Source organism: Klebsiella sp. 10982 (genome assembly GCF_048589245.1).
GTDB classification, from domain to species: domain Bacteria; phylum Pseudomonadota; class Gammaproteobacteria; order Enterobacterales; family Enterobacteriaceae; genus Klebsiella; species Klebsiella quasivariicola.
In genome coordinates, this window is record NZ_JBMAXV010000007.1 from 49,022 (window position 1) to 74,451 (window position 25,430).

Sequence of the window (25,430 nt, forward strand, 5' to 3'; positions counted from 1 at the left end):
ATTAATTTCCTTTAATATATTTCATTGAAAGATGTTTTATTAACCCGTCGACATCTTGTCGCGTCATTAATTCGACATCGATCTCACCTTTAGCCAGCAGGGTCAGACTCCCGCTAAACCACTCTTTGATATTGATAGAAAAACCGTTGGGTAAATTAATTTCCCCATCAATACGCACTGAATATTGCTGGGCAATATCAGACAGAACAGAGTAACAATCGCTTATCGCCATTTCGTGCCAGGGCGTTATGCGAATATCTAAATCGGAGCGACTATCCGTCCATAGCCAGGGCGTCGTCATCTCCAGTGCCACTGACCCCCACACGCCAAGCCCTGTTTCCGGCCCGCGCCATGCCCGACGCAGGGCGCTAAAGGCGCGTATCGCGCTGGTACGGTTGACGGCAGGCAGGGTGGCCGTTTGTTCCGGTGTTGACACGCGCGTGACGGCCTGTAATGAAGCAACCGTCGCCAGCCGTAAACGCTGCCCTTGCCAACGCTGCGGAAAGCAAAAGCCCAGGGAAACGCTCGCTTCATCACGGATGCCCCTGCGCACGATGCCGGGGAGATATCCGGAAAGCAGATAGTCCCGCAACTCTTCCCGCAATGAGGCGGGGAGGGCACTAAACGCGCCGTTTAACTGCCTCGCAATCAGCCGCAGTTCAGCGCTCTCCAGCCAGCACAAAGTATGGCGTTGCAGGGCGCTCATCGCTGTTTGCTCCATGCTGGATCGTTTTTCGCCTGTTGCTGTAAATCCCGCTGCGCTGCAAGCAGGGCGTCAAACTGCGTGGTGGCCTGCGGACCGATAATATCGACTGGCGCGGCTTTTGCCGCTTCATCCCCTGGAACAGTAACGGGGTAGAGGCGGATATGGGTGGCGCTGGCCTGGGTTTGTAGCTGCGTACTGACCCGGCAAACTCGCCCCTTGATACGTAAAATCGTCCGTGCCGTCCGCTCCACAATTTCCCGGTGATGGGCGGTAGTCGCCATCACCACCATGTCATATTCCGGTGTGGTGCGCTGACGCTTCCAGGTCTGGATTTTGCCCTGCAAATTACACAGATGGCCGTTCGTTGCCACGGGAAAGCTGTCGCCGGTTGGCAGTCCGCCGACGATAACTTCCCGCCAGTCACCGCCCTGCGGCGCGGCGACCAGCGAGATATCTTCCCGCAGCGGAAGGCCGTCCAGGATCAGCCAGCCGAACTCCTGGCAACCGTAGACATCATGCAGCCCATATCCCAGCGAAGCGCACAGCGGAACCAGCGCTTCATCAAGGGGGGTGCCTGCGGTAATCAGCATCAACGTTTTAGGTAAATACGCCTGCAGGTTCATCTTTAGCGCCTGTTCCAGCGTGGCGCGTAAAAACGAGGACTCTCCCATCACCACATCCGGCTGCTGGCGACACAGGGCAATGAGCAGCGCGTCCCGGCATGAGCGGGATAAAAACGACCAGTGCAGACAGCTCTCATCCAGCGCCTGACGCGTGAACACATTCACCAGCGGTGCGTAGGTCACCACCATATGCTGCCCAGCGGTTACGCCGCATTCCGCCAGCACACGCTTACCCGCCGCGATACGCAACGGCAGTTCGTTATGCGTTACGCCGACGATGTTCTGAAATGCGCTACTACCGGTGGTAAAGGTAACCAGCGCAAGATTCAACGGCGTGTGGATCTCCTCGATAACATGAGCCGCCGTGGGGCCAGCGATGCCTTTATCGCTCAGCGTGCGGTGCGGCATCTCTGTTAACGTAGGGATACCCTGCTGGGCGTCAACCAGCCATTCGAGCATGGCAATGGGATCGTTCATAGCGCGTACTCCTAAATCAGGCTGGCAGGTAACGCGCCGCGACCGCCCGATACTCCTCGCGCATTTGCGCCAGAATCACATTGCGCATTTTTCTGCCGCCGCGCTCTTCGCCTGCGCTTCCACGCCCCTGCGGGCCTGTCGACGCCACGCCAGCCGTCTGTTTCTGCTGGCGCACTTCTGCGATATGGCGAACGATCGCCTCTTTCATCTCCGGGATCGCCTTGATCAGCTCTTCCACCCCGCCCAGTTGCCAGAAGAACTCCGGCCCAGCCGCGAAGACCGGATTGGTGCGGGAAAGCTCGCTCAGACGCTCCACGTCCTGGCGCGTAATGCGTGCGATACTGCTCAGCGGCATTACGTGGATCATAGTGCCAAATTCCGATGTCAGGCTCAGGATATGGTCGGCCTGCAAACCGTGGCAGAGGAACGCGCCGCTAATGGCACGGCCGATGACCATCGCGATAATTGGATGCCCGGCATGGCGCGCCTCAGCCAGCGCCAGCTGATAGGCACCGGTGGCTTTATTCATGCCAATTATCTCTTCCAGCTTGCCCGGTCCGTTGCCGGGAGTGTCAACAATCAGTACCAGCGGACGTTTCTCGCCGACGGGCTTGTCTTTATCCATCGCCAGCGTGCGATAAACCGCCAGCGCCATTTTATAACCCTCTTCCAGCCCGATAACCCCGGCGTACACCACCGGAAAACGTGGGTTAAAGGTCATGGCGTCGTTAGCAATAACGGTGCAGACTTCACCGTTAATGCGGGCGCTGCCGACGACGGCTCCCGGGCCATAATCTTCATAAGGCAGCCTGAGATCCGCTAGCGCGTTCTCTTCGAAGCTATTTTCGTCAACAATCAGATCAATAGCGGCGCGGCCCTGGCCGAGTAAATTTTCCATTATGCTTCCTCCACCGGCAGGCGTTTAACGTTGCTCAGGAACGCGTTGAGATCCATATCCACCAGCGACTGGGGGGGGGTATTGCCCGCCATTGCCCAGACATCACGCGCATCTGATGGCTCTAACTCGCTGATTTTTTGCGTGAGCGCCATCTGGGCACGTACTTTTGCCTCGCTGCCGATGCGGCGCATGGCTTCAATTTGCGGCCAGGGCAGGTCGGCAATTAGCGCGGCCTGCTGGTGGAAAGCCACAAGCGAGTCGGCAATCAGATAGTTACAGTCGCCGACAATGTACTTGTGCTTACCGCCGGTAGTGCGGAACACCAGCGCGCGATCCGATGCGTCAAATTCGCTGCGGCCCATCTCCTGTTCGATGACCTCAGGCCCGGTCAGCCCCAGGCGGCCCGATTCGCTCATCACGATGATGTCGGTGGCGGCGGCGACAAAACCCATCCCGCCAAAGCAGCCGATCTTGCTGCCGATCATCGCTACGACCGGGACGCGACCGCGCAAGGTTTGCAGCATGTCCATACACTCGGCATGGGCCAGTAGCCCGGCGTTGGCCTCATGCAGACGCACGCCGCCGGTTTCAAAAGAGATGAGGACGATCGGGCGGCGGGCCGGGTCGGTGGTCTGCGCCGCCAGTTCGTCCGCCAGCATCAGCGCGCCGACCATTTTTGCGCCGCCAACTTCACCCACTGCGCCGCCGATAAAGCGCCCCTCCTGGGAGATGACAATGGCCGGGTGCTGACCGAGAAGGCCGATGCCGGTAACGATGCCGTCGTCAAACTCCACCGCTTCATTCAGCACGGGCAGGTGCGGACTGGTTCGTTTATCCGCCGGGCCGATCAGTTCAGTAAAAGTGCCTTTATCCACCAGCGAACTGGCGCGAACTCGGGCGCTGGCTTCCAGAAAACGCAGATCATTCATGATGGGTTTCTCCCGGCATAGCCTGCTGTAACGCTTGCTGAATTCGTAACGCGACGACCGCAGGCGTGGCGTTGTTGTCGTTGATGCTGACCTGCATGTTGCCCAGCGGTCCGTTTTCCAGAAACCGTTTCAGTACGATTTCCCAGATATGATCGAAACCGGTCACCGGCGTGCAGATGCTGACTTCAATACCGCCCGTCAGCGCTTTCGGCTCCAGCAGAACCTCCAGATCGCCGGAGCCAACAACGCCGCAGTGCACGGTTTGCGGCAGAGATGCTCTTTCGCGGGTGCTGCTGAAATGATGTGATATTTGATGTAGAGCCATGTCCTTTTCCCCCTACCAGTTACGGAATCGAGCGGGCGGGTTATAGAGTCCGCCAGACCAGTCAACCAGATCGCGAATGCTTTTCGCCGCCAGCATTTGACGGTTGGCGCGGCGGCGGTCAATGCCTAAATCTTCCGGGGTTTTCACGATGCCGGCGTCACGTAGCGCCTGGGTTTGCGCCGGGTCGGCGGCCAGGCCGATATCGGTGTAGCCCGCAACGGCGCGGATGGCAGCCATGCGCTGCTCCAGACCATTGCAACGGTGCAGATAGGCGATACCTTCTTCGGTTAATATGTGGGTGACGTCATCGGCGTACACCATGACCGGCGGCAGAGCGAGGTTGGCTTTTTCCGCCAGTTCCCAAGCGTCCAGTTTGTCGACAAACGCTGGCTGACGCTTCTCACGGAAGGTTTCCTGCATCTGCACAACCAGACGTTTACCGCGCGGCATATCGCCAATCAGCTGCTGCTGAGTGACGTTGAACTCTTCACCGCACTTCAGCCAGGATGCGGTGGCATGGCGGCGACCTTTGGCGTCGCAGCCCATGTTTGGAGCACCCCCAAAGCCGGAGACACGACTGGCGGTGGCGGTACTGCTGTTACCGTATTTATCAATCTGCAAGGTGCCGCCGATAAACATGTCCAGCGCGTAGTGGCCTGCCGCTTGAGCAAACGCTCGGTTGGAGCGTAGCGTGCCGTCCTGGCCGATATAAAAGACGTCCGGGCGTTCGGCGACATATTTCTCCATGCCCAGTTCACCACCGAAGCAGTGCACCGACTGGATCCAGCCGCTTTCGATCGCCGGGATCAGCGTCGGATGCGGGTTGAGTACCATATGGGTACAGACTTTGCCTTTCAGCCCCAGCTCCTCGCCGTAGGTGGGCAGCAGCAGCTCAATGGCGGCGGTGAAGAAGCCGATGCCGTGGTTAATACGCTCGACGCCATATTCGGCATAGATACCTTTCAGCGCCATCATCGCCATCAGCACATGGGTGTCGGTTATCAGCCCCGGATCGCGGGTAAACAGCGGCTCGACGTAGAACGGGCGCGGCGCTTCAATCACCGCATTTACCCAGTCGCCGGGAATATCGACGCGCGGTACTTTGTCGACGATTCTGTTAACCTGGGCGATGACAATCCCCTGGCGGAAGTGGGTGGCTTCGGCGATCACCGGTGTATCTTCGGTGTTAAAGCCGGTATACAGGTTACCGTCTTTATCCGCCTCGAATGCAGTGATCAGCGACACCCGCGGGGTGAGATCGACAAAATAGCGGCTGAACAGCTCAAGATAGGTATGGATCGCCCCGAGCTTTATCTTGCCAGCCTGAATCAACTGTGCGAGACGGCCATCCTGTGGCCCGGCGTAGGCGAAGTCGAGCTTCTGGGCAATCCCTTTTTCGAATAAATCGAGGTGTGTGCTCAGAGGAACGGATGACTGCACCATGTGCAGGCCGTTGATTTTCTGAGGATCAAGCTTGCACAGGCATTCGGCGAAGAAATCCGCCTGTTTTTGATTATTCCCTTCAATGTTAACGCGATCGAAGCTTCGAATTACCGCTTCCAATGCAGCGACGGTATCCTTGGCGTCGATTATCTTTCCATTATGGATATACGGTGCCAGCAGGCTTAATCGCTGCTGCGTATCATCCTTGAGTTGATGCCAGTTGTGCTTGTTAAGCATATGATGCTCCATTATTTCAGCAGGAATAGCGTGGAGATAAAGATCCCAGTGGCGATGGCCGAAACAATCAGGCCACTGACGCCTGCCCCCATAGCCAATGGCAGAATCACGGCGTAAGGGTTTTCGTGGCTGACCTCTTTCTGGGCAATTTTGGCAGTGGTTGGCAGGCAGGAGACGCCTGCGATACCAATGGCCGGGTTATATCGCCCTCGGGATATGAGCCAGATAAACCAGCCTCCGAGCAGCGCGCCGACAGCAGAGATAGCCAGTGCCCCAATCCCCAGAATCAGGATGATGCCGACCTTCGGATCGAGAATGGTTTGTGCTTCACATAGGGTGCCAAGTAGTAGCCCGAGGAACAGGGTGGCGGTATAAGTCATGGTAGTTTCGAGCAGTTTTTGAAACGGTTCGATTTCAGCTTCTTTAATAGCAATTCCCAGGAAAAAGGAGAGGATCAGCGGCGCGGCTACCGGCAACAGCAGGCATAACAGCAGGCAGGCGCAGACGGTAAAGATGAATTTCGCTTTCTTCGATACGGTGGGATAGTCAATTTCAACTTCCATGCCACGGTATTTTCTCGGTACCAGCAGGCGCACCAGGTACGGATAGCCCGCATAGGTTAGGCTCAGGTAGAGATAAGCGATAATGGCAATGGGGACGAACAGGTTCGGTGCCAGGATAAGGGAGGCAAAGAGCACCATTGGCCCATCTGCGCCGCCGATAGTGGCAATCGACGCGGCTTCGTTGGCGGGCAGGCCAAATACTTCAATACCCAGCAGCAACGCGGCGAAGGTTCCCGCCTCGGCGAACAGGGCGACAACAATGCTGGCCCAGGGGCGGAGTAGAATAAAGCTGATGTCGCTCATTGCGCCAATGCCAAAGAAAACGATACAGGCGATGAGGCCATTGCTAAAAGTGAAGTTATAAACCGGCTGCAGGAAGTTTATCTGCATCAGGTTTACCAGCTCGTTAGGTTCGCTGACCATCGGGTCGAGAATTAAGGTCCCGGTTTGCCCGCTCGCCAGAAACAGTACCCCGGCGTTAACCGCAATCATGCCAAGGCCCATCGGCACCATAATTAATGGTTCAAGCTTTCGACGGAACCCCATCCAGGCTAATATAAAGCCGAGAACAATTAACAGAAAACGTGCAATGGCTATTTTCGGATCTTCAATAAAAAAGGTGCCAATGCCCGAAAAGAGCTTAACAAAGATATCCATAACTATATTCCTGATGGCAAAGGTAAAGTTAGCAAATTAATCGTCGGTGATATTTAACTTATTCATCATCTTGTTGACGCCAACGATGATGCCGACAACCGCAAATGAAATTACAATCGTTAAGCCATATGTTAATAAAGTATAAAAATAGATGTTCATATTCTTCCTTATGTCATATCTCCTTGCGGCTGGCGGCAAAGAAAATACATCGCCAGACACAGCGCTAATAAATCGGCCGAACCGCCAGGGCTAACCCACTTATCCAGACACCATGAATTAAAATTCTCCAGCTCTTGTTCAATCGCAGGGTTAAACATTCCTCCTTGCGTCACCAGATGCCAGGCATATTGTTTCATTTCCGCTAGCACCTGCTGGCCACCGCGAAACCAAACGGTAGTGTCATCGCAATGGGCCATTAAGGTGAGCAGCGTATGAATAAGCGCTTCCCGCCAGGGCAGCCCGTTGTCCAGCGCCTGATGCAGCGCGGGTAAGCCAATCTGACAAACTAGTGGGAAACCTTGCTCTGCCTCTCCGCGCACGCCGGTAATGCCGAATCCGACGTACAATCTCTCACCGTGGGTTTGCGCCGGGCGTTCGGCCAGGGCGGCAAAATCCCGACGGCAGAGATCGCGGCAGAGTTCAGCGACGCACTGGCTTAAGGCGTGATATGAGAGGGTTTCTCCGCGCCCGGAAAGCCATCCTGCCGCTGTCGCCAGAACCGCGCCGGAAAAAAGAATGCCGCGTTGGGTATTAACCTGCTGTGTTGCCCGCAGCAGCGTATTTTCATAATGAATGCCAATGGCACGTATTGTTGAAAAGAGTTCCCATGGCGAGCCCTGATGATTTTCCCCGGCATGGGCGCAGGCGCTAAAACAGGGGGCAATAGCCGATGAACTGGTAATAAATAACCAGATATCCATATCTTTATGCGCCCCTTGTGAATGAGGTGTAACAAGGCCAGGTTTAGGCCAGGCGGAGACCTCCATTAACAGCGCTTTTAATAAGCATTCGCCGATCCACATAGCACGGGCAGTTGGTTGGCTCATGGGTATTCTCTTTTACCAGATTCAGGGTTGAAAAATAAATCAGAGGAAAACTAACACCGTTGAAAGTGGGGGACAATTACGCCAGAGGTAATGTAATTACGCTCAACGTAATAAGACGGGGGGTATGCGAAAATATGAATGAAGACGATCACAAAATGGTTTAGCGGAGGAAAAGAAATGCGGCAAAAATGCCGCATAGCTCACTACCCCAACAATTCCTCTTTCACCTGCATCGCCAAATCAAACGAATGCAGACGAGCCTGGTGGTCGAAGATCTGGCCATTGACCATAATTTCGTCCGCCTCGGTTTCGCGCAGAATCGACGCTAAGCCGTGGCGGACTTTGGTTTTATCGCCAACCAGCGACATGCTTAATGCCTGCTGCACACCATACTGCTCGGATGCAGACCACAGCTGATGCATATTTTCCACCGGCGGCGGCAGCTGCCCGGTCTCGCCGCGGCGCAGCTTCACAAACGCCTGCTGCATAGAGGTAAAGAGGAATTCCGCATCGCGATTACTGTCGGCGGCAATGATATTGATGCATACCATGGCGTACGGTTTTTCCAGCCGCGCCGAAGGTTTGAAATTGCTGCGATACAGATGCAGGGCCTGGAACAACATATCCGGCGCGAAATGCGAGGCGAACGCGAACGGCAGGCCGAGCTGCGCCGCCAGCTGGGCACTGTACAGGCTTGATCCCAGCAGCCATACCGGAATACGCTCCCCGTAACCGGGAACCGGGCGCACGTGCGGGTTTGGATCGCGGGCGTCAAACCAGTCCACCAGCTCCGCCACGTCGCGCGGGAAGTTATCGACATCGCCGCTCATATGGCGGCGCAGGGCACGCATGGTCGGCTGATCGCTGCCTGGCGCGCGGCCAAGGCCGAGATCGATCCGCCCGGGATAAAGGGTATTCAGGGTGCCGAACTGTTCGGCGATCACCAGCGGTGAGTGGTTGGGCAGCATTACGCCGCCGGACCCGAGATGCAGGGTGGAGGTGTTGGCGGCGAGATAGCCTATCAGCACCGAAGTCGCCGCACTGGCAATGCCGACCATATTATGGTGCTCCGCCAGCCAGTAGCGGTGATAGCCGCGCGATTCGGCCAGCCGGGCGAGATCCAGAGAGTGGGTAAAGGCTTCTTTGGCAGAAGAACCTTGCGGGATCGGCGCCAGATCGAGCACCGAGAACGGAACAGATTTGTCAGTCATAAAGGCTCACTTTGCTACAGCATCGTCATCAGATTGAAGGTCTTCTTCCAGCCTGGCGCATCCTGGACGCGCCAGCCAGAAAAGCTGCATCTTTAATAATGCATTAAAATCTGAGCACTGTTGTTAACAAAGTGAGCGGTTTATCAGGGCTGCAGCGCCAGCCCGGGCAGCCGTTTCCAGTAGCCGTTGCAATCACTATTGCTGGTAAGATCCAGCGGCGCAGCACCGTTTTCGTTGGCGCGGAAGGCCTCGAGCATAGCGAAGGTCTCGTTGCCCATCGGCGACAGGCGCACCATATCCACCAGACCGTGCATGGACGTCAGCTCATTGCCCAGGTTATAGGCGTAGCCGCTCATGGTCTGGATACCGTTGAGCACGAAGACCTGCTGGTTCTCCTGCGACAGCATGCTGCGCCCGGTCGGGTACTTGATGCAGCAGGTTTCGCATTCATCCTTTGGCCGGTCTTCCGAGCGGGCGGTAAAGCAGCGCGCGGAATAGGCCAGCGGCAGATGGCCGTAGCTCAGTACTTCGACTTCAAACTGGTTGCGAATGCCCAGCTCTTCGCACTGGGTCAGTAAATTTGCCAGCCAGTCGCGGGAAAGCTCCACCGGCATGCACCAGCGTACCATCCCCTGTTTTAGCAGCAGGCGCAGGGTGACGGCGTTGTAGCAGTTTAGCGCATGACCAGCGACGAACGGCAGCTTGCGTTCGGCGCAGAGGTTCACTACCCCCAAATCGCTGGCCTCGATCAGAAACTCGCCATTCTCGACATAGCGCTTCAGCTCGCCCAGCTCAGAGGAGGCCTGCACCAGCGCGAGGGTAGACAGCACGACCTGCTTGCCGCTACCGGCCAGCGCTTTTGCCATCTCGATCCAGTCGCCAACTTTGGTGGCGCGGCGTTTGCTGCACACGGCTTCGCCGAGATAAATGGTGTCGGCGCTACTGTTTGCCGCCTGCTGGTAAAAATCTTCCAGCGTCTCTTTTGGCCAGTAGTACAGCACCGGCCCTAATGAATATTTCATGTTTCTCACTGCCATTTACGGTGGTAGGCGCCAAGGGTGGTTTGTGTCCCTTCAGACATGGAGCCGAGGGTGTCCATCCATGCGGATTGCGGCACAAAATTCTGCGGATCGGCTTTGCAGCGATCGATTGCCTGACGCCAGACTTTTGCCACCTGGGTAACATATGCCGGGCTGCGCTGGCGTCCTTCGATTTTCACCGAGGCGATATTGGCGGCCATCAGCTCCGGCAACAGCTCGAGGGTGTTGAGGCTGGTGGGCTCTTCCAGCGCATGATAGCGCTCGCCGTCGACCAGGTAGCGGCCTTTACACAGCGTCGGATACCCGGCGTTCTCACCATCCTGATAGCGATCGATCAGCACTTCGTTGAGGCGCGACTCCAGCCCCTGCGGCGTTTGCTGCCAGCGCACGAAGCGGGCAGGCGAACAGGCGCCAACGGTATTCGGCGACTCGCCGGTCAGGTAGGAAGAGAGATAGCAGCGGCCTTCCGCCATGATGCACAGGCTGCCGAAGGCGAAGACTTCCAGCGGCACCGGCGTGGCGCGGGCTAACTGTTTCACCTGATGAATAGACAGGACGCGCGGCAGCACAACGCGCGCGACGTCGAAGTTGCGGTGATAGAAGCGAATCGCTTCTTCATTGGTGGCGGAAGCCTGCACCGAAACGTGACGCTCAATATGTGGATAGCGTTCCGCGGCGTACTCCAGCATGGCGATATCGGCCAGGATCAGCGCATCAGCGCCCAGCTGGGCGGCCATATCCACCGCGCGTTGCCAGCGAGCGTAGCCGTCCGGGTGGGCAAAGGTGTTGATCGCGATATGCAGTTTACGACGGTGCTGATGCACAAAGTTGACGGCTTCCTGCAGTTTCTTTTCGGTGAAATTAAGGCCGGCAAAGTGGCGGGCGTTGGTGTCATCTTTCAGCCCGATATAGACGGCATCGGCGCCGTTTTCGATGGCCGCCTTAAGCGCCGGAAGGTTACCGGCTGGGCAGAGCAGCTCCATAATTTTTCCTGAAAAATGCGGCCCGTCAGGGACGCTGATTGGTTAACGAGCAGGGATTTTAGTTAACCTTCTGGTGACAATTTTTGATTTGAGGCAGTTAAAAGTGTATTGGCGGCGCCAATAACTGGCGACCGTCATCGCGTTTTTGTTGATTTACGCCGCTATGTTGTTTATGTGATATGGCACAATAGCGGAACTATTGCATTCATGGAGTAAAGCTTGTGTTGGATAAACTGCGTTCCCGGCTGGTCCACTTTGGCCCGTCTTTACTGAGCGTGCCGGTTAAGCTGGCGCCTTTTGCCCTCAAGCGCCAGGTGCTGGAGCAAGTGCTAAGCTGGCAGTTCCGTCAGGCGCTGGCAGAAGGCGAGCTGGAGTTTCTCGAGGGGCGCTGGTTAAGTATTCATGTGCGTGACATCGGTCTGCTGTGGTATACCTCGGTAGTCGATGGGCGCCTGGTGGTCAGCCAGCAGGCCGACGCCGACGTCAGCTTCAGCGCCGACGCCAGCGATCTGCTAATGATTGCCGCGCGCAAGCAGGATCCGGATACGCTATTCTTCCAGCGTCGTCTGGTGATCGAAGGCGATACGGAGCTGGGGCTGTATGTAAAAAATTTGATGGACGCCATTGAGCTCGAGCAGATGCCAAAAGCGCTGCGCGTGATGTTGCTGCAACTGGCGGATTTTGTCGAAGCTGGACTGAAGAGCCCGCAGAAACCTGAACAGACATCGGTAGGTGAGGCATGCTGATTCGAGTGGAGATTGGGATTGATGCACCGGGAATCGACGCACTGCTGCGTCGTACCTTCGGCCGCGATGCCGAAGCGCAGCTGGTGCACGATCTGCGTGAAGATGGACTGATCACGCTGGGGGTGGTGGCGACGGATGATGAAGGCCAGGTGATCGGCTACGTTGCTTTTAGCCCGGTGGCGGTGGAAGGTGAAGAGCTGCAGTGGGTTGGCCTGGCGCCGCTGGCGGTGGATGAACAATACCGTGGGCAGGGCATTGGCCGGCAGCTGGTCTATGAAGGGCTGGATTCGCTAAATGAGTTTGGCTATGCCGCGGTGGTGACGCTGGGCGATCCGGAATTGTACCGTCGCTTCGGCTTTGAACCGGCAGCACGCTTCGATCTACGCTGCCGCTGGCCGGATAGCGCAGAAGCGTTTCAGGTTCACCGTTTGGCGGATGACGCCCTTAACGGGGTACACGGTCAGGTGGAATATAGCGATCACTTTAATCGTCTTTGAGCCTTGCCAGCAGGATTTCGAAGGTACCCTCTCCGGCAACGAGGCGCTCTTTATCGCGCTTCGTTAGCTGCTTAACACGATATTCCAGTCGCAAAGCAAGTGAGTGTTCACCAACTTCATGGCTAAAGGCCAGCTGTAGGTCGCCTTTGCCACGCAACGCCTTCGCGCCTTTCCCCGTCTGATGCTGGCGAAAGCGGCGCGGCACATCGGTGGTGATGCCGGTATAGAGGCGATTATCCGCGGTTCGAATGAGATACAGAAACCAGCACACGGTCACAAAGTCGGTATGGTAAGGTGTGTGCACCATAGCATAATGGAGAAGAAAATGGATACGCTTGCTGCCATTGGTCGCTGGCTGAATAAACAGCACGTCGTCACCTGGTGCGTTTCGCGCGACGACGAGCTGTGGTGTGCCAATGCTTTTTACGTTTATGACCCCGAGACGGTGGCCTTTTATCTGCTCAGCGATGAACATACGCGCCACGGTCAGATGACCGGTGAGCGGGCGAAAGTGGCCGGCACGGTCAACGGCCAGCCAAAAACCGTGGCCCTGATCCGCGGCGTGCAGTTCAAAGGCGAGATCCGTCGGCTGAGCGGCGACGAAGAGGCACGGATGCGCCAGCGCTACGTCAGACGCTTTCCGGTGGCCCGCATGCTGTCGGCACCGGTATGGGAAATTCGTCCGGACGAAATAAAGTTCACCGACAACACGCTGGGCTTTGGGAAAAAATTACACTGGCGGCGTGATGCCAGCGCCGAGCAGGCGTAACGCTTCACGATTAAAGGCCGGTAGATCGTCTGGCGTTCTGCTGGTGACCAGCTGTTCGTTATCGACCACCACCTCCTGGTCGTAAAACTCGCCCCCGGCGTTTTTCACATCTACCACAATCGGTTTCACCGCGGTGAGCTTACGTCCGCGGATCACATCGGCGCTGATCAGCAGCTGCGGGCCGTGGCAGATGGCAAACACCGGCTTACCGCCGTTGACAAAATCGCGGGTAAAGGTGACGAAGCGTTCATCCCCGCGCAGCTGGTCAGGGGAATAGCCCCCGGGCAGCAACAAGGCATCAAACTCACCCGGTGTGACGTCATCGATGGCCCGATCGATAGCCACCTCTGCTTCTCCCTGTTTACCTTTCACCGTCTTGCCAGCCTGCTTTTCGATCGTCACAACCTGATGCCCGGCGAGCTTGAAGGCGTCGGCGGGAGAGGTAAATTCAGAATCTTCAAAGTCATCGGTAATGAGCACGGCTATCTTTTTACTCATGCTTCCTCCGCTATCTGGATGGTCAATGAGGTAATTCCATGATGATGGTGGATACTTACCTTGTAAGGTATTAAGCCTGGAACATGAGCCCGAAAGTGCAAGGCGGAGAATTCTGTAAAGGAGAATCAATGAGTCAGGTATTATTGACCGGCGCGACCGGGTTAGTTGGTGGTCACTTACTTCGGCTGCTGCAGAATGAGCCGAGCATCAGCACCATTGCTGCGCCGACGCGGCGCCCGCTGGCGCCAGCGGAAGGTGTCTTTAATCCTCACGATCCCCAGCTGACCGATGCCCTGGCGCAGGTGGTCGACCCGGTGGATATCGTCTTCTGCTGTCTGGGAACAACGCGCCGGGAGGCCGGGAGCAAAGAGGCTTTTGTCCATGCCGATTACACGCTGGTGGTTGATACCGCGCTGACCGGCAAACGGCTGGGTGCGCAACATATGCTGGTGGTCAGTGCGATGGGCGCCAATGCCCACTCGCCGTTTTTCTACAATCGGGTGAAGGGTGAAATGGAGGCGGCGCTGATCGATCAGGGCTGGCCGCGGCTGACCATTGCCAGGCCGTCGATGCTGTCGGGTGAGCGGGAAAAAAAACGGACCAATGAGACCTTACTCGCACCGCTTTTTCGGCTCCTGCCGGGGAACTGGAAAGCCATCGCGGCCCGCGATGTGGCAATTGCCCTGCTGGCGGAGGCATTGTCGCCCACCCACAAAGGGGTGCAAATTCTCACCTCATCCCAGTTGCGGGCGCGCGCCGCGCGACAGACGGAATAGCGGTTTGCAAACGCAGGCTTCCGGCGTAGTATTCACGGCTTCAATTCATATCCACATTTCTTGCTGGGGAATGCTATGACTGGTCAGTCTTCATCTCAGGCGGCGTCACCGTTTCAATGGTGGAAACCCGCGCTTTTCTTTCTTGTCGTCATTGTTGGTCTGTGGATCGTCAAATGGCAACCCTACTACGGGAAGGCCTTTACCGCTGCGGAAACCCACAGTATCGGTAAATCCATTCTCGCCCAGGCCGACGCTAACCCGCTGAAGGCGGCGTGGGACTACGCGATAGTTTATTTCCTTGCCGTCTGGAAAGCGGCGGTGCTCGGCGTGCTGCTCGGGTCGTTGATCCAGGTACTGATACCCCGCGACTGGCTGCTGCGTACGCTTGGGCAATCGCGGTTTCAGGGGACGCTGCTGGGGACGATTTTCTCGCTGCCGGGCATGATGTGTACCTGTTGCGCTGCCCCGGTTGCGGCCGGGATGCGCAAACAGCAGGTGTCGATGGGCGGAGCGCTGGCGTTCTGGATGGGCAACCCGCTGCTCAACCCGGCGACACTGGTGTTTATGGGTTTTGTTCTGGGCTGGCAGTTTGCGCTGATTCGTCTGGTGGCGGGCCTGGCGACGGTATTGATTGTGGCGACCCTGGTGCAGAAATGGGTAACAGAGGCGGCGACGCAGCCGGCTGTGGTGCCTGATGCACAGCCGGACGCGGCCCAGGGCGGCTTCTTGAGTCGCTGGCTGCGGGCGCTGTGGACGCTGTTCTGGAACACGATCCCGGTTTATATCCTCGCGGTACTGGCGCTGGGAGCGGCGCGCGTCTGGTTGTTCCCGCACGCCGATGGCGTGGTGGATAATACGTTGTTCTGGGTCATTGCGATGGCGATAGCCGGCTGCCTGTTTGTGATCCCCACCGCGGCGGAAATTCCAATTGTGCAAACGATGATGCTGGCGGGAATGGGAATGGCGCCGGCGCTGGCGCTGCTCATCACTCTGCCGGCCGTGAGCGTGCCGTCGCTGATTATGCTGCGTAAAGCCTTCCCGGCCAAAGCGCTGTGGCTGACGGGCGGACTGGTGGCGCTGTGTGGAGCGATCGTTGGCGCGCTGGCGCTGATATAGTTCGGCGTAAACGTATGGATAGCCGGATTGGATGGCGGCGACGCCTTACCCGGCTTCCAACGGACAGGGAATGCTAGCCCGGCTACGCGCAGCGCCAGCCGGGAGACTGCAGGTTTATTTGATGTAGGTAAAGGCGGTGGTCACCCGGGACACGCCGCTCACCCGGCTGGCAATATCGGCGGCCGCCCGGCCTTCACGATCGGTTACCAGTCCCATCAGGAAGACTTCGCTGTTTTCCGTGGTGACCTTCACATTCGACGATTTGACCTGATCGGTGCTCAGGAGCTGCGAACGCACCTTGGTGGTGATCCAGGTATCAGACGAGGCGGTCCCTAAACCAATCGGCTGGCCCTGACGCACTTCATTAAACACTTCCGTGGTCCCTTCCACACCCATAGCGATTTGCTTGGCGCGGGCAGAGAGATCCGGCGTCGGCGACTGACCGGTTAGCAGGACTTTGCCCTGATAAGCGGTAACGTTGATGCGGGCCTGTTTTTTAATCTGTTCATCTTTCGACAAGGCGCTATTGACGCGCAGTTCCAGGGTGCTGTCATCGACCTGGGTTCCCACCGTACGCGGGTCCGTTGCGGCTTTGGTGCCGACTGCTGCCGTTCCGACTACCGCGGCGGCAACGCAGCCCTGCAGCAGTAGTGCAGAAAGCAGGATGGCGAGGGGCGAGAGAGCCTTCATGTGTTCTCCTTAATCGTCCTGGTGTGGAAAAAGGGTGTTATCTATCAAATCGCACAGACAGTTGACGGTCAGCATATGCATCTCCTGAATACGCGCGCTGCGATGCGAGGGGATGCGGATTTCGACATCCTGCTGACCTAAGAGGCCAGCCAGCTCACCGCCGTCATAGCCGGTTAACGCGACGATGGTCATGTCGCGGGTCACAGCGGCTTCCACCGCTTTGACAATATCCCGGCTGTTACCGCGTGTGGAGATCGCCAACAGCACATCGCCGGCGTGTCCCAGGGCGCGCACCTGCTTGGCGTAGATCTCGTCATGCAGGCGATCGTTAGCGATGGCAGTTAAGACCACATTATCGGTATTTAGTGCAATGGCAGGTAAACCAGGGCGTTCCGTTTCAAAACGATTAATCATGCTGGCAGCAAAATGCTGTGCGTTGGCGGCGGAGGTGCCATTACCACAACAGAGGATTTTGTTGCCGTTGAGCAGGGACTGTACAAGCGTCATCGCCGCCCGGGAGATGGCGTCCGGGAGGGCTTCCGCTGCGGCAATTTGGGTTTGAATGCTTTCGGTAAAGCAGGCTTTGATTCTGTCGAGCACGGGATCCCTTACTTCTGGTATTACGCTATTCGCCAAAGGCGTTTTTAAGCCATTGGATGTCGTTTCCGGTGAAGGCTACCACATCGAAACGGCAATCCACAGTCTCAAAGCTCCCATTCTGTCGGCAGAGCCACAAACGGGCGGCTTTAAGGAGGCGTTGTTGTTTTTGCAGGGTGACGCTGGCCGCCGCGTCACCGTACCGGGCGCTGCGACGGTAGCGCACCTCGACAAAGACGGTGACCGCGCCGTCGCGCATGATGAGGTCAATTTCGCCGCCACGCTCGCGGGCGTTGGCGGCAATAAAACGCAGGCCCTGGCCTTCCAGCCAGCGGCGAGCCTGGTTTTCCCAGGCATCGCCGGTCTGTTTGCTTAGTTGGCCGGGACGATTTGTCCCTGCTGGTACTTGAGCCATGACAGTTTCCTGGTAATCACACAGTCCTGTGTAGCCGTCAGATCGCCGGTATTCCCGTTCAGTTCGAAGCCCGGCGTCTGGCGCATTTGCGTGAAGTGGTTGGCCAGCGACCACGCGTCGGCGCCCATGGCATACAGGCGCGCCAGCGAATAGTCATTACGCACAGCGGACAGCGCCTGCTGCATCAGCGCCGGGTTGCTGCCGGCCAGCATCGGGATCTCGCTGTATTGCAGGCCGTCCATCTCCAGACGGAAATCCGGACCCGCGGTGCCCTGGGCGCTGCGTGAGCTGGCGTACAGGGTGACATTGCTCTGGCTGCCATTGCGCATGGCGATCATCGGTTTGATATAGCCAATCTGTTCCGGGGTGGCGAGGATATAGGCCGCGTCCACGCTGCCGCCGCTGCTCACAGGCATTTCATCCGCACTGCCGAGGGAACTGTTCTGGGCTGAAGGCAGGGTGGAAACCGGAGTGCCGCTCAGCGCAATGCCTCCGCCGCCGTTGACGCCGGCGCGCAGCTCAGCCGTTGAGCCAAAACGCTGCTGCAGGACGCTGGCGCCGCCCAGCTTCAGCCACTCGTCGGCGAAGGCGCTAACCACACGATCGCCCAGCGCGCCGCGCGGAACCAGCAGCAGCGGCGTCTGTTTGCCCTGTTGGTGGATATGTCGGGCAGCGTCACGCGCTTCGTCTTCCGGAGAAAGCGCGAAATAGCAGAGGTTAGCGCGGCTCTCGACTTTCTCCGGCTGGTTGAGGGCCAGCACGTTGAGCGGCGTGTTGCTCTTGATAACCTCTTCGACGTTCTCTTTCAGCAATGGCCCGACGACCAGGGTGGCGCCGTCCTGCTGTGCCTGGGCGAGTAGCTGGCTTATCGGCTGGCTGGTGGTATCGTAAATTTTCAGTTCCGCAGAGGGGTTGGCGGCGGTGGCCACCACGGGCTGAGGCTGTGCGGTCGGGGCGGTGACCGGCTGGGTAACCGGGGAAGCGGTGGTCTGCGGCGTGGCGGATGCTGCCGGCGCCTGGGCTGCCGGTTCCGCGGCAGGCGCCGCCTGGTCTTGTGTCGGGGCCTGCACCGGTTCAGCGCGGCTTCCGGTGGCGGTAAGATCGCTGATTTCTGCCTGCGACGGACTCACCACATCATCATTACCGGAGACATTCGCCGCCTGGGCGACCTGGGCGGGAACCGCGCTGCCCGTCACCGACGGCGCGCCATTTTTGGCGGCTTCGAAGCCCTGCTGGATAGTACGGCCGAAAATCGACGCCTGGCCGTTCAGCGGCAGGAAAAGCGCAATCTTGTTGGTGGACGCGGGCTTATAGTTTTGCATGTTCACCAGCGCCGTCGGCAGCATTTTTGCGCCCGGGTTTTGCGGATAGCGCGTCTGCCAGTCTTTAACGCCCGCTTTCAGCAGGGTCGGATCGTTGCGGTTGTCAAACCACATCCGCTGCAGATCCAGCCAGCCCTGAAGGGTATTTTCATCGGCATTGATCACCAAAGCATTGGCCTGATCCTGGGTCATTGTCGTCAGCGCTTGCCAGGTCGCGTCGATATTTTTCTGGCGCTGTTTGGCATCGCTCAGCAGCGGCTGCTGGGCGATTAATGCGCGCAGCAGGCTAACCGACGGTTTGCCCTGGCTGGCATCGATTTGCGCCTGCCAGTAGCGCGCCTGCTGTGGCGGCTCCATGCTTGCCGGGTCGAGTTTAGACAGCAGAGTCCGGGCGCCCTGAAAATCGTTTTGCGCCAGCTTCACTTCCACCGCCAGCAGCGCCTGTTCACGGGCCTGGGTGCTGTTCAGGTTCGACGGCAGCTGGTTAAACAGGTCGATGGCCTGCTGTTTCTTGCCTTCCTGCAGCAGTGCACGAATGGCGAGTAATTGCCAGTTGGTCTTGCTATCATTCGTGCTTTGCTGCATCTGCTGCAAGTAGAAACTGGAGTTGGCCTGCGATGTACCCTGCATAAACGCCGTGCTTTGATCCTGCGTGTGGGTGCCGCAGCCAGCAAAAAGAAGCGTCGCCAGCAATACGGGCAGACAGCGCGCGGGCTTAGAACGAAGAAATGTTGACGGTACCATAAGTGTCCAGTGATATTTTTTTGGCTCAATGCTCAATATTAAATCGGCAATACGGACGAGACAATGAAACAACACGAATCAGCGGATAATTCTCAGGGGCAGCTCTATATTGTGCCCACTCCGATAGGAAATCTGTCTGATATCACGCAGCGTGCGCTGGAAGTGCTGCAAGCCGTTGATTTAATTGCAGCGGAAGATACCCGTCATACCGGTTTGCTGCTGCAACATTTTGCGATTAACGCCCGCTTATTTGCGCTTCACGACCATAACGAGCAGCAAAAGGCTGAAACACTTCTCGCTAAACTGAAAGAAGGGCAAAACATCGCGCTGGTCTCCGATGCGGGCACACCGCTGATTAACGACCCAGGCTATCATCTGGTGCGCACCTGCCGCGAAGCGAATATTCGCGTGGTACCGCTGCCGGGCCCTTGCGCGGCCATCGCCGCCCTGAGCGCCGCTGGCCTGCCTTCCGACCGTTTCTGTTATGAAGGCTTCCTGCCGGCGAAATCAAAAGGCCGCCGCGATACCCTGAAAGCGCTGGAAGAAGAGCCGCGCACCCTTATCTTCTATGAATCGACCCATCGCCTGGTGGAGAGTCTGGAAGATATCTGCGCGGTACTGGGAGAATCCCGCTACGTGGTGCTGGCACGCGAGCTGACCAAAACCTGGGAGTCTATCCATGGCGCGCCGATCGGCGAGCTGGTGGCGTGGGTGAAGGAAGACGAAAACCGTCGCAAAGGCGAGATGGTGCTGATCGTCGAAGGCTTTAAGGCCCAGGAAGAGGCGCTGCCGGCAGCCGCGCTGCGGACCCTGGCGCTGCTGCAGGCGGAGCTGCCGCTGAAGAAAGCCGCCGCGCTGGCCGCGGAAATCCACGGCGTGAAGAAAAATGCGTTGTATAAGTATGCCCTGGAGCAGCAGGGGGAGTAAGCGATGAGCCGTTACCAACCGCCGTTTAGCATCACACCCACGGTTCTCAACCTTGTCGTTGAGATTGGGGAATTGCTTGGGCATTGGTCGGCGAAACGTGGACAAACATCGCCGTTGCTGCGTAAAGAAAACCGCATTCGTACTATTCAGGCGTCACTCGCAATTGAACATAATAGCCTGAGCATGGAACAGGTAACGGCGCTGCTGGAAGGCAAGCGGGTTCTGGCGCCGGCTAAGGATATTCAGGAAGTGAGAAATGCCATTCGTGCTTATGAATTAATGCCCGGATGGCATGCGGCAAATATAAGCGACCTTCTGGCGGCACACAAAACGCTGATGGTAGGGTTGGTGGATAGTCCTGGCGTTTTACGTGGCGGTAACGTGGGTATTTACCGTGGTACGCAGGTGGTACATATGGCTCCGCCTGCTGCACTGGTCCCAAGATTGATCGCTGATTTACTCAACTGGCTGGAACACACCGAGCTTCATCCTTTGATTGCCAGTTCAGTTTTCCACTATGAGTTTGAGTTCATTCACCCTTTCGCTGATGGCAATGGTCGAATGGGGCGTTTATGGCAGACATTGATTCTAAGCCAGTGGCGTCAGGAATTGGCCTGGCTGCCGGTTGAAACGCTGATCCACCATCAGCAAGAACGCTATTACGACATTTTAGGTGTTTGTGACAAAACCAGTGATTGCACGCTATTCGTGACCTGGATGTTGCAAAATATCCTGGCGGCGCTGAAAGAAGGTCTGGAGACTTCATTCGTTGTGTCGGAAGAAATGTCGGAAGAAATGTCGGAAGAAATCGACGCGAAATTAACTGAGCTGGAAACCACAATTCTACATTTGCTAACCGCAGCTCCGGATTTGACGGCGAGAGCACTGGCTGAAAACATCGGGATATCAGCACGTACGGTTGAGCGCTATCTGCAAGGGCTACAAGCGAAAGGGAGATTGATTCGCATAGGCGCTAAAAAAGGTGGAAGCTGGCTGGTTAAGTAGAACCAGCCGCTATGATGTTCCACTCAGCGTGCAATCACACTATCTTCAGTTCCACCTTTTTGCTGCTTAACGCTGCACGGTCATTTTCGCTAATGCCGTCGTCGGTGATCACGCAGTCTATTTTTTCCATCGGCAGTACCTGGTTAAAGCCCCGGCGATTGAATTTGCTGGCGTCGAGCACGGCGATCACCTGATGCGCGGCGGCGGCCATCACGCTGCTGATGGAGTAACCTTCGTTAAAGGTGGTGATACCGTTGGTGGCGTCGATACCGTCGGCGCCGACAAACATCAAATCGGCGCAAATTCCCTGCAGCGAACGTTCGGCAATTGTGCCGTGCATCGAATGCGTTTTGTGCCGCACGGTACCGCCGCATACCACCAGGGTGATGTCTTTATTTTCCGCCAGGGTAAACGCGGCGGGCAGGCTGTTGGTGATCACGGTGATATTGGTCATCCGCACCAGCGCCTCGGCAATCAGCAGGGTTGTGCTGCCGCTATCGAGGATCACCGTCATACCTTCACGGATCATTGCCGCGGCGGCCTGGGCGATGCGCTTTTTGGGATCGCTGGCAAGCTGATAACGATCTTCCAGTACCACTTCCTGATTTTCGGCGTCGGTCAGGTCGCTGCCCGCACGGGCGGCGCCGCCGTGAAAACGGGTTAACAGCCCTTTCTCTTCCAGTAAGCGGAGATCGGCGCGAATCGTTACCTCAGAGATGCCAAAGAGATTCGAAAGGTCTAGAACCAATACGCTGCCCTGCGTATTCACCATATCGACGATTTTGTTCCTTCGTTCAAATGAGTTCATCTTGATTTGCCTGATAATTAACTCATCTCAGTGTAATCGAAGGGTAACGAAAGTTGAACGATAATTTTCGAAAGGTTTGATGAGCCAGCGCCGAGGGCTGGCTCGGGCGGTCAGGAGAGTTTGAGCAGGATTTTGCCCTGCATCGGCGCGCCGTTGAGCGCCTGCACTTCACGCGCAAAGCTCTCCGCGTCACCGCGGTGGGCGATCAGCGGCGCCAGCTGCAGGCGTTTTTCTGTCAGCAGGCGGGTGGCCGTTTGCCACTCTTCTCCTGGCCACGGGCCAGAATAGTTCATCCAGCTACCGACAATATTCAACTCCTTGCGCAGGATCTGCCCGAAGGTGGCGGCCGGGAGGGTTAAATCGTGATGGAGCGTGCCGACCAGCGCCAGCTGCGCCCGCGGCCCGGCGGCTTCAATCGCTAATGCGACGGTCTGCGGCGTACCGGCGGTCTCGAGGACTAACTGGTCGAACTGAATGGCTTCCAGCGCCTGCTGAATCGCCTGGCCGTTCATCTCGCGGCTGTTGAACACACGGGTTGCGCCAAGGGTTTTGGCCAGTTCCAGTTTCTGCGGATTGATATCGATCGCCGTGACGCTGTTGGCGCCCAGTTCCCGGGCGCACTGCAGCGCCAGCAGGCCAATGGTGCCGGCACCGATAATAATCACGTTTTTACCTTCGCAGCCCTGCGCCAGATGGAAAGCGTGCAGGCCAACGGTTATCGGTTCGATAAACGCGCCGTCATCAATTGGCATCTGGTCCGGCAGGCGGAACAGGTTGGCACGCTTTACCACCACATATTCGGCGTTGCCGCCTTCGCTGCGTGAGCCGACGAACTGATACTGTTTACATAAAGAGAAATACTCGCGCTGGCACTGCGGGCACTGGAAGCAGGGCAGCAGCGGCACGCAGGCGACGGCATCGCCGGGCTGCAGGTCGGTTACCGCCGCGCCGTAGGATTCCACATAGCCGCTGAATTCGTGTCCCAGCGTAATAGGGTAGTAATGCGCGCCTTTGGCGAAAATGCGCGGGATGTCGGAGCCGCATAAACCGGAACTGACCACTTTGACCAGGACATCGTTTTCCGTTTGCAGCGTAGGGATAGGGCGTTCTTCAACGCAGACGTTCCCCTCAGCATGGATTACCACTGATTTCATAACATTCTCCAGCTATAAGATTCAGGGGAGCGACCGCTCCCCTTTTAGATCAAGACATGCCTGTACTTTGTTGTGGGGCAGCGCTTTTTTCTGCTTTTTCCACCGCGATGAAGCGACGGGCACGACGCCAGGTCAGCAGAACGCCAGTCAGATAGATAATGCCGATGACCGCGAAGCCCACCACGTTCTGCCAGGTAAAGAGCTGGATCAGCAGCCAGGTAATCGGTGAACCGCCCTGGTCCATTGAGGCCACCATACCGCCGGCTTTCAGGGCCCCGGCGTTTGCCGCCAGCTGGGTGTGCAGGCCTATGGTCTGGGTGGCGATCCATAGGGTGATACCCATAATGATGACCCCGGAAATCAATGTGCGGAACAGGTTCCCTTGATGTACCGCGACTGCCATCGCCACGAAGAAGCCGATGGTGGCCAGGTCGCCAAACGGCAGGACCTGGTTGCCAGGAACCACGACGGCGATAAGAATGGTCAGCGGGATGAAGATCAGGCTGGCGGAGACCACCGAGGTATGACCGAGCAGCAGCGCCGGGTCGAGACCAATCAGGAATTCCTGGCCGCCGAATTTGGCCTGCAGACGTTTACGCGCCTGTTTGGCTATCGGTGTGAGGCCATCCATAATCGGTTTGATCACCCGTGGCATCAGCAGCATCACCGCTGCGGTTTTCACCGCAAGCTGGAGAATGCTCTTCAGGTCGTAACCCGCCAGCGCGCCAATCACCAGGCCCATGACGAAGCCAACGGTAACCGGTTCACCGAAGGGACCGAAGCGTTTCTGGATATCATCGGCGCTAAAGTGAATGCGGTTAAGACCGGGGATCTTGTCGATGATGGTATCGACAAGCACGGCAACCGGCCCTAAATACGCCGAACTGCCGTGCGGGATCGCAATACCCTCGAGGCCAAAGAAATCGCGGGTATCTTTGGCAAACCAGTCGCCCAGCTTATACACAAAGGCGGCATGCACTACCACGCCGAGAATACCTATCCAGTACGATCCGGTAGCGATATGCAGCATCGCGCCGGTAAAGGTCATATGCCAGATGTTCCAGATATCGACATTCACTACGCGGGTCATACGGGTAACCAGCATCACGATATTAACCACGATGGCCACCGGGATCGCCACCAGGGCGATTTGCGACGCCCAGGTCATCGGTGATGAACCCGGCCAACCGATATCGATCACGTGAAGATTAATCTGGAAATGCTCCGCCATCGCCTTTGCCGCCGGGCCGATGGAGTCGAGCATCAGGCCAATGACCAGGCCGATACCGACGAAACCGATCCCGATATGCAGACCAGATTTGAAACAATCCCCGAGCTTCATCCCCAGTAACTTGGAGAAAATAATGATCACGATCGGCAGCATCACCGTCGGACCGAGATCGAGGATATAACGCATGATTTCGCTAAACATGGCGTTTACTCCGCGAGGATGCCGAGGATTTTCTGTTGTAAGGCTTCAATGCCGACGCCCGAAACGAATGGCATGCCGTGTACCACCGGAATGTCGCCAAAGGTCCGCTCCACGCGCGCGGTGGTGCAGATCAGGTCCGCCCCGTCCATGTAGGTTTCGATTTCATTGACCCGGCACTGCACCAAATCCAGTTCAATATTGTGGTCTGCACACAGCTCTTTAATCTCTTCAGCCGCCATCGTGGAGGTGGCGACGGCACCGCCGCAGGCGACGATAACTTTACGTTTCATAGGGTACCCCTTTTATTATCAGTATCTTATGAAGCCACGGCGTTAAGCTCAGGCTCAAGGATAAATTGCTGGAACCGCACCGGCAGCTGATCGTCGGAAGCGGCGAGCAGTGCCTCCAGCGTGTGCGGATTTTGTAGCTCACTAAATAACCGGCGCAGTAGCTTCAGCTGTGCCGCCGGGTTTTCAACAATCAGCGCGATGATGAGCGAAACGTCGATTTCGCCGTCGTCATCAGCGCGCTGAAAAGGAACCGGCGCATCCGGACGAATCAGGTAAATGGCCGGCGATTTGGCGTGGACGGCTTCACAGTGCGGGATAGCGACAGCATGCTGCTCCAGGGCGATGCCGGTGGGAAAAGTCGCTTCGCGTTCGAGCAGGGCGGCGGGATAGCTGTCGTGTACGACGCCTCGCGCCAGCATCTCTGCGCCAATGTGTTCCAGCGCCTGCTGGCTGGAACTGAAATGAATGCCGGTACGAACAAACAGTTGACTCATATATCCTCTTAA

At 57.2% G+C, this 25,430-nt stretch carries 29 protein-coding genes; 7 read left to right on the plus strand and 22 right to left on the minus strand.

Features of this window, described 5'->3' with window-relative positions; genetic code table 11:
• Position 1: 1 nt before the first annotated feature.
• From mdcG to ubiU, 11 genes are all read right to left on the minus strand, one after another.
• The gene (gene mdcG, locus ACKLKD_RS08385; protein WP_080924497.1) at positions 2 to 706 is read right to left on the minus strand and encodes a malonate decarboxylase holo-[acyl-carrier-protein] synthase; all 705 of its coding nucleotides are present in this window, start codon (positions 704 to 706) and stop codon (positions 2 to 4) included.
• A complete protein-coding gene (locus ACKLKD_RS08390) occupies positions 703 to 1,806 on the minus strand; it encodes an acyl carrier protein (protein WP_080924496.1) in 1,104 nt (367 codons plus the stop codon). Before ACKLKD_RS08390 ends, mdcG begins: the two co-directional genes overlap by 4 nt.
• Before the next feature lie 16 nt (positions 1,807 to 1,822).
• Entirely contained in the window at positions 1,823 to 2,704 is an 882-nt protein-coding gene (gene mdcE / locus ACKLKD_RS08395; RefSeq protein ID WP_080924495.1) for a biotin-independent malonate decarboxylase subunit gamma, read from the minus strand.
• Positions 2,704 to 3,633: a biotin-independent malonate decarboxylase subunit beta gene (locus ACKLKD_RS08400; protein WP_080924494.1), complete on the minus strand. Its 930-nt coding sequence runs from the start codon at positions 3,631 to 3,633 to the stop codon at positions 2,704 to 2,706. Before ACKLKD_RS08400 ends, mdcE begins: the two co-directional genes overlap by 1 nt.
• On the minus strand, positions 3,626 to 3,958 hold the full coding sequence (mdcC, locus tag ACKLKD_RS08405) for a malonate decarboxylase acyl carrier protein (protein ID WP_080924493.1): 333 nt from the start codon (positions 3,956 to 3,958) through the stop codon (positions 3,626 to 3,628). The genes ACKLKD_RS08400 and mdcC overlap by 8 nt, the downstream gene beginning before the upstream one ends.
• A gap of 12 nt (positions 3,959 to 3,970) precedes the next feature.
• The gene (mdcA, locus tag ACKLKD_RS08410; protein ID WP_080924492.1) at positions 3,971 to 5,638 is read right to left on the minus strand and encodes a malonate decarboxylase subunit alpha; all 1,668 of its coding nucleotides are present in this window, start codon (positions 5,636 to 5,638) and stop codon (positions 3,971 to 3,973) included.
• An 11-nt stretch (positions 5,639 to 5,649) separates the two neighbouring features.
• A complete protein-coding gene (gene madB, locus ACKLKD_RS08415) occupies positions 5,650 to 6,858 on the minus strand; it encodes a Na+-transporting malonate decarboxylase, carboxybiotin decarboxylase subunit (RefSeq protein ID WP_080924491.1) in 1,209 nt (402 codons plus the stop codon).
• A gap of 167 nt (positions 6,859 to 7,025) precedes the next feature.
• Positions 7,026 to 7,904 carry a triphosphoribosyl-dephospho-CoA synthase gene (locus tag ACKLKD_RS08420; RefSeq protein ID WP_080924490.1) on the minus strand — a complete coding sequence of 293 codons (879 nt, stop codon included), beginning with the start codon at positions 7,902 to 7,904 and terminating at the stop codon, positions 7,026 to 7,028.
• Between the two features lie 203 nt (positions 7,905 to 8,107).
• The gene (locus ACKLKD_RS08425; protein ID WP_025712526.1) at positions 8,108 to 9,115 is read right to left on the minus strand and encodes a luciferase-like monooxygenase; all 1,008 of its coding nucleotides are present in this window, start codon (positions 9,113 to 9,115) and stop codon (positions 8,108 to 8,110) included.
• Between the two features lie 143 nt (positions 9,116 to 9,258).
• A complete protein-coding gene (locus tag ACKLKD_RS08430; RefSeq protein ID WP_080924489.1) occupies positions 9,259 to 10,137 on the minus strand; it encodes a U32 family peptidase in 879 nt (292 codons plus the stop codon).
• A gap of 5 nt (positions 10,138 to 10,142) precedes the next feature.
• Positions 10,143 to 11,138, minus strand: a complete 996-nt coding sequence (gene ubiU, locus ACKLKD_RS08435; protein ID WP_025712524.1) for a ubiquinone anaerobic biosynthesis protein UbiU — start codon at positions 11,136 to 11,138, stop codon at positions 10,143 to 10,145.
• Between the two features lie 221 nt (positions 11,139 to 11,359).
• On the opposite strand from ubiU, the gene ubiT reads away from it, so the two are divergent.
• Positions 11,360 to 11,884, plus strand: a complete 525-nt coding sequence (ubiT, locus tag ACKLKD_RS08440; protein ID WP_008806622.1) for a ubiquinone anaerobic biosynthesis accessory factor UbiT — start codon at positions 11,360 to 11,362, stop codon at positions 11,882 to 11,884.
• Positions 11,878 to 12,381, plus strand: coding sequence for a GNAT family N-acetyltransferase (locus ACKLKD_RS08445; RefSeq protein ID WP_025712523.1), 504 nt, complete (start codon positions 11,878 to 11,880; stop codon positions 12,379 to 12,381). The genes ubiT and ACKLKD_RS08445 overlap by 7 nt, the downstream gene beginning before the upstream one ends.
• On the opposite strand, the gene ACKLKD_RS08450 is transcribed toward ACKLKD_RS08445, so the two are convergent.
• Positions 12,368 to 12,658 carry a GIY-YIG nuclease family protein gene (locus ACKLKD_RS08450; RefSeq protein WP_025712522.1) on the minus strand — a complete coding sequence of 97 codons (291 nt, stop codon included), beginning with the start codon at positions 12,656 to 12,658 and terminating at the stop codon, positions 12,368 to 12,370. The two genes, ACKLKD_RS08445 and ACKLKD_RS08450, sit on opposite strands and share 14 nt — an antisense overlap.
• 48 nt (positions 12,659 to 12,706) lie before the next feature.
• Here ACKLKD_RS08450 and ACKLKD_RS08455 point away from each other — a divergent pair, with 48 nt between their 5' ends.
• Positions 12,707 to 13,150, plus strand: a complete 444-nt coding sequence (locus ACKLKD_RS08455) for a YhbP family protein (protein ID WP_025712521.1) — start codon at positions 12,707 to 12,709, stop codon at positions 13,148 to 13,150.
• Here ACKLKD_RS08455 and ACKLKD_RS08460 read toward each other — a convergent pair.
• Positions 13,112 to 13,648 carry a type 1 glutamine amidotransferase domain-containing protein gene (locus ACKLKD_RS08460; protein WP_008806618.1) on the minus strand — a complete coding sequence of 179 codons (537 nt, stop codon included), beginning with the start codon at positions 13,646 to 13,648 and terminating at the stop codon, positions 13,112 to 13,114. The genes ACKLKD_RS08455 and ACKLKD_RS08460 overlap by 39 nt on opposite strands.
• A 128-nt stretch (positions 13,649 to 13,776) precedes the next feature.
• On the opposite strand from ACKLKD_RS08460, the gene ACKLKD_RS08465 reads away from it, so the two are divergent.
• Positions 13,777 to 14,424: an NAD(P)H-binding protein gene (locus tag ACKLKD_RS08465; protein WP_080924488.1), complete on the plus strand. Its 648-nt coding sequence runs from the start codon at positions 13,777 to 13,779 to the stop codon at positions 14,422 to 14,424.
• A 75-nt stretch (positions 14,425 to 14,499) separates the two neighbouring features.
• The gene (locus ACKLKD_RS08470) at positions 14,500 to 15,540 is read left to right on the plus strand and encodes a permease (protein ID WP_025712519.1); all 1,041 of its coding nucleotides are present in this window, start codon (positions 14,500 to 14,502) and stop codon (positions 15,538 to 15,540) included.
• Positions 15,541 to 15,654: 114 nt separating this feature from the next.
• Here ACKLKD_RS08470 and dolP read toward each other — a convergent pair whose 3' ends face one another.
• Genes dolP through ACKLKD_RS08490 form a run of 4 tightly spaced genes read right to left on the minus strand, consistent with a single transcriptional unit; the run spans position 15,655 to position 19,308 of the window.
• A complete protein-coding gene (dolP, locus tag ACKLKD_RS08475) occupies positions 15,655 to 16,230 on the minus strand; it encodes a division/outer membrane stress-associated lipid-binding lipoprotein (RefSeq protein WP_002918214.1) in 576 nt (191 codons plus the stop codon).
• A 9-nt stretch (positions 16,231 to 16,239) separates the two neighbouring features.
• Positions 16,240 to 16,830 (minus strand): DnaA initiator-associating protein DiaA, encoded by a 591-nt coding sequence (gene diaA / locus ACKLKD_RS08480; protein WP_002918211.1) that lies wholly within the window; start codon positions 16,828 to 16,830, stop codon positions 16,240 to 16,242.
• Positions 16,831 to 16,855: 25 nt separating this feature from the next.
• Entirely contained in the window at positions 16,856 to 17,242 is a 387-nt protein-coding gene (locus ACKLKD_RS08485) for a YraN family protein (RefSeq protein ID WP_025712518.1), read from the minus strand.
• Complete coding sequence (locus ACKLKD_RS08490; RefSeq protein ID WP_080897336.1) at positions 17,200 to 19,308, minus strand: penicillin-binding protein activator; 2,109 nt, start codon at positions 19,306 to 19,308, stop codon at positions 17,200 to 17,202. The genes ACKLKD_RS08485 and ACKLKD_RS08490 overlap by 43 nt, the downstream gene beginning before the upstream one ends.
• Before the next feature lie 63 nt (positions 19,309 to 19,371).
• On the opposite strand from ACKLKD_RS08490, the gene rsmI reads away from it, so the two are divergent.
• Complete coding sequence (gene rsmI, locus ACKLKD_RS08495; protein ID WP_004144878.1) at positions 19,372 to 20,235, plus strand: 16S rRNA (cytidine(1402)-2'-O)-methyltransferase; 864 nt, start codon at positions 19,372 to 19,374, stop codon at positions 20,233 to 20,235.
• 114 nt (positions 20,236 to 20,349) lie between these two features.
• The gene (locus ACKLKD_RS08500) at positions 20,350 to 21,240 is read left to right on the plus strand and encodes a Fic family protein (protein WP_025712516.1); all 891 of its coding nucleotides are present in this window, start codon (positions 20,350 to 20,352) and stop codon (positions 21,238 to 21,240) included.
• A gap of 34 nt (positions 21,241 to 21,274) precedes the next feature.
• On the opposite strand, the gene ACKLKD_RS08505 is transcribed toward ACKLKD_RS08500, so the two are convergent.
• The 5 genes from ACKLKD_RS08505 to gatA form a co-directional block, all read right to left on the minus strand.
• A complete protein-coding gene (locus ACKLKD_RS08505) occupies positions 21,275 to 22,048 on the minus strand; it encodes a DeoR/GlpR family DNA-binding transcription regulator (protein ID WP_004206153.1) in 774 nt (257 codons plus the stop codon).
• A gap of 110 nt (positions 22,049 to 22,158) precedes the next feature.
• Positions 22,159 to 23,202 carry a galactitol-1-phosphate 5-dehydrogenase gene (gatD, locus tag ACKLKD_RS08510; protein WP_025712515.1) on the minus strand — a complete coding sequence of 348 codons (1,044 nt, stop codon included), beginning with the start codon at positions 23,200 to 23,202 and terminating at the stop codon, positions 22,159 to 22,161.
• 49 nt (positions 23,203 to 23,251) lie between these two features.
• Positions 23,252 to 24,634, minus strand: a complete 1,383-nt coding sequence (locus ACKLKD_RS08515) for a galactitol-specific PTS transporter subunit IIC (protein WP_008806609.1) — start codon at positions 24,632 to 24,634, stop codon at positions 23,252 to 23,254.
• A gap of 5 nt (positions 24,635 to 24,639) precedes the next feature.
• On the minus strand, positions 24,640 to 24,924 hold the full coding sequence (gene gatB / locus ACKLKD_RS08520) for a PTS galactitol transporter subunit IIB (protein WP_002918119.1): 285 nt from the start codon (positions 24,922 to 24,924) through the stop codon (positions 24,640 to 24,642).
• Between the two features lie 26 nt (positions 24,925 to 24,950).
• On the minus strand, positions 24,951 to 25,418 hold the full coding sequence (gene gatA, locus ACKLKD_RS08525) for a PTS galactitol transporter subunit IIA (protein ID WP_008806608.1): 468 nt from the start codon (positions 25,416 to 25,418) through the stop codon (positions 24,951 to 24,953).
• Positions 25,419 to 25,430 lie beyond the last annotated feature (12 nt).

Coding starts and splice junctions, on each gene's coding strand:
- mdcG (WP_080924497.1), bottom strand. CDS start 706: ATGAGCGCCCTGCAACGCCATACTTTGTGCTGGCTGGAGAGCGCTGAA.
- ACKLKD_RS08390 (WP_080924496.1), bottom strand. CDS start 1,806: ATGAACGATCCCATTGCCATGCTCGAATGGCTGGTTGACGCCCAGCAG.
- mdcE (WP_080924495.1), bottom strand. CDS start 2,704: ATGGAAAATTTACTCGGCCAGGGCCGCGCCGCTATTGATCTGATTGTT.
- ACKLKD_RS08400 (WP_080924494.1), bottom strand. CDS start 3,633: ATGAATGATCTGCGTTTTCTGGAAGCCAGCGCCCGAGTTCGCGCCAGT.
- mdcC (WP_080924493.1), bottom strand. CDS start 3,958: ATGGCTCTACATCAAATATCACATCATTTCAGCAGCACCCGCGAAAGA.
- mdcA (WP_080924492.1), bottom strand. CDS start 5,638: ATGCTTAACAAGCACAACTGGCATCAACTCAAGGATGATACGCAGCAG.
- madB (WP_080924491.1), bottom strand. CDS start 6,858: ATGGATATCTTTGTTAAGCTCTTTTCGGGCATTGGCACCTTTTTTATT.
- ACKLKD_RS08420 (WP_080924490.1), bottom strand. CDS start 7,904: ATGAGCCAACCAACTGCCCGTGCTATGTGGATCGGCGAATGCTTATTA.
- ACKLKD_RS08425 (WP_025712526.1), bottom strand. CDS start 9,115: ATGACTGACAAATCTGTTCCGTTCTCGGTGCTCGATCTGGCGCCGATC.
- ACKLKD_RS08430 (WP_080924489.1), bottom strand. CDS start 10,137: ATGAAATATTCATTAGGGCCGGTGCTGTACTACTGGCCAAAAGAGACG.
- ubiU (WP_025712524.1), bottom strand. CDS start 11,138: ATGGAGCTGCTCTGCCCAGCCGGTAACCTTCCGGCGCTTAAGGCGGCC.
- ACKLKD_RS08445 (WP_025712523.1), top strand. CDS start 11,878: ATGCTGATTCGAGTGGAGATTGGGATTGATGCACCGGGAATCGACGCA.
- ACKLKD_RS08455 (WP_025712521.1), top strand. CDS start 12,707: ATGGATACGCTTGCTGCCATTGGTCGCTGGCTGAATAAACAGCACGTC.
- ACKLKD_RS08460 (WP_008806618.1), bottom strand. CDS start 13,648: ATGAGTAAAAAGATAGCCGTGCTCATTACCGATGACTTTGAAGATTCT.
- ACKLKD_RS08465 (WP_080924488.1), top strand. CDS start 13,777: ATGAGTCAGGTATTATTGACCGGCGCGACCGGGTTAGTTGGTGGTCAC.
- ACKLKD_RS08470 (WP_025712519.1), top strand. CDS start 14,500: ATGACTGGTCAGTCTTCATCTCAGGCGGCGTCACCGTTTCAATGGTGG.
- dolP (WP_002918214.1), bottom strand. CDS start 16,230: ATGAAGGCTCTCTCGCCCCTCGCCATCCTGCTTTCTGCACTACTGCTG.
- ACKLKD_RS08485 (WP_025712518.1), bottom strand. CDS start 17,242: ATGGCTCAAGTACCAGCAGGGACAAATCGTCCCGGCCAACTAAGCAAA.
- ACKLKD_RS08490 (WP_080897336.1), bottom strand. CDS start 19,308: ATGGTACCGTCAACATTTCTTCGTTCTAAGCCCGCGCGCTGTCTGCCC.
- rsmI (WP_004144878.1), top strand. CDS start 19,372: ATGAAACAACACGAATCAGCGGATAATTCTCAGGGGCAGCTCTATATT.
- ACKLKD_RS08505 (WP_004206153.1), bottom strand. CDS start 22,048: ATGAACTCATTTGAACGAAGGAACAAAATCGTCGATATGGTGAATACG.
- gatD (WP_025712515.1), bottom strand. CDS start 23,202: ATGAAATCAGTGGTAATCCATGCTGAGGGGAACGTCTGCGTTGAAGAA.
- ACKLKD_RS08515 (WP_008806609.1), bottom strand. CDS start 24,634: ATGTTTAGCGAAATCATGCGTTATATCCTCGATCTCGGTCCGACGGTG.
- gatB (WP_002918119.1), bottom strand. CDS start 24,924: ATGAAACGTAAAGTTATCGTCGCCTGCGGCGGTGCCGTCGCCACCTCC.
- gatA (WP_008806608.1), bottom strand. CDS start 25,418: ATGAGTCAACTGTTTGTTCGTACCGGCATTCATTTCAGTTCCAGCCAG.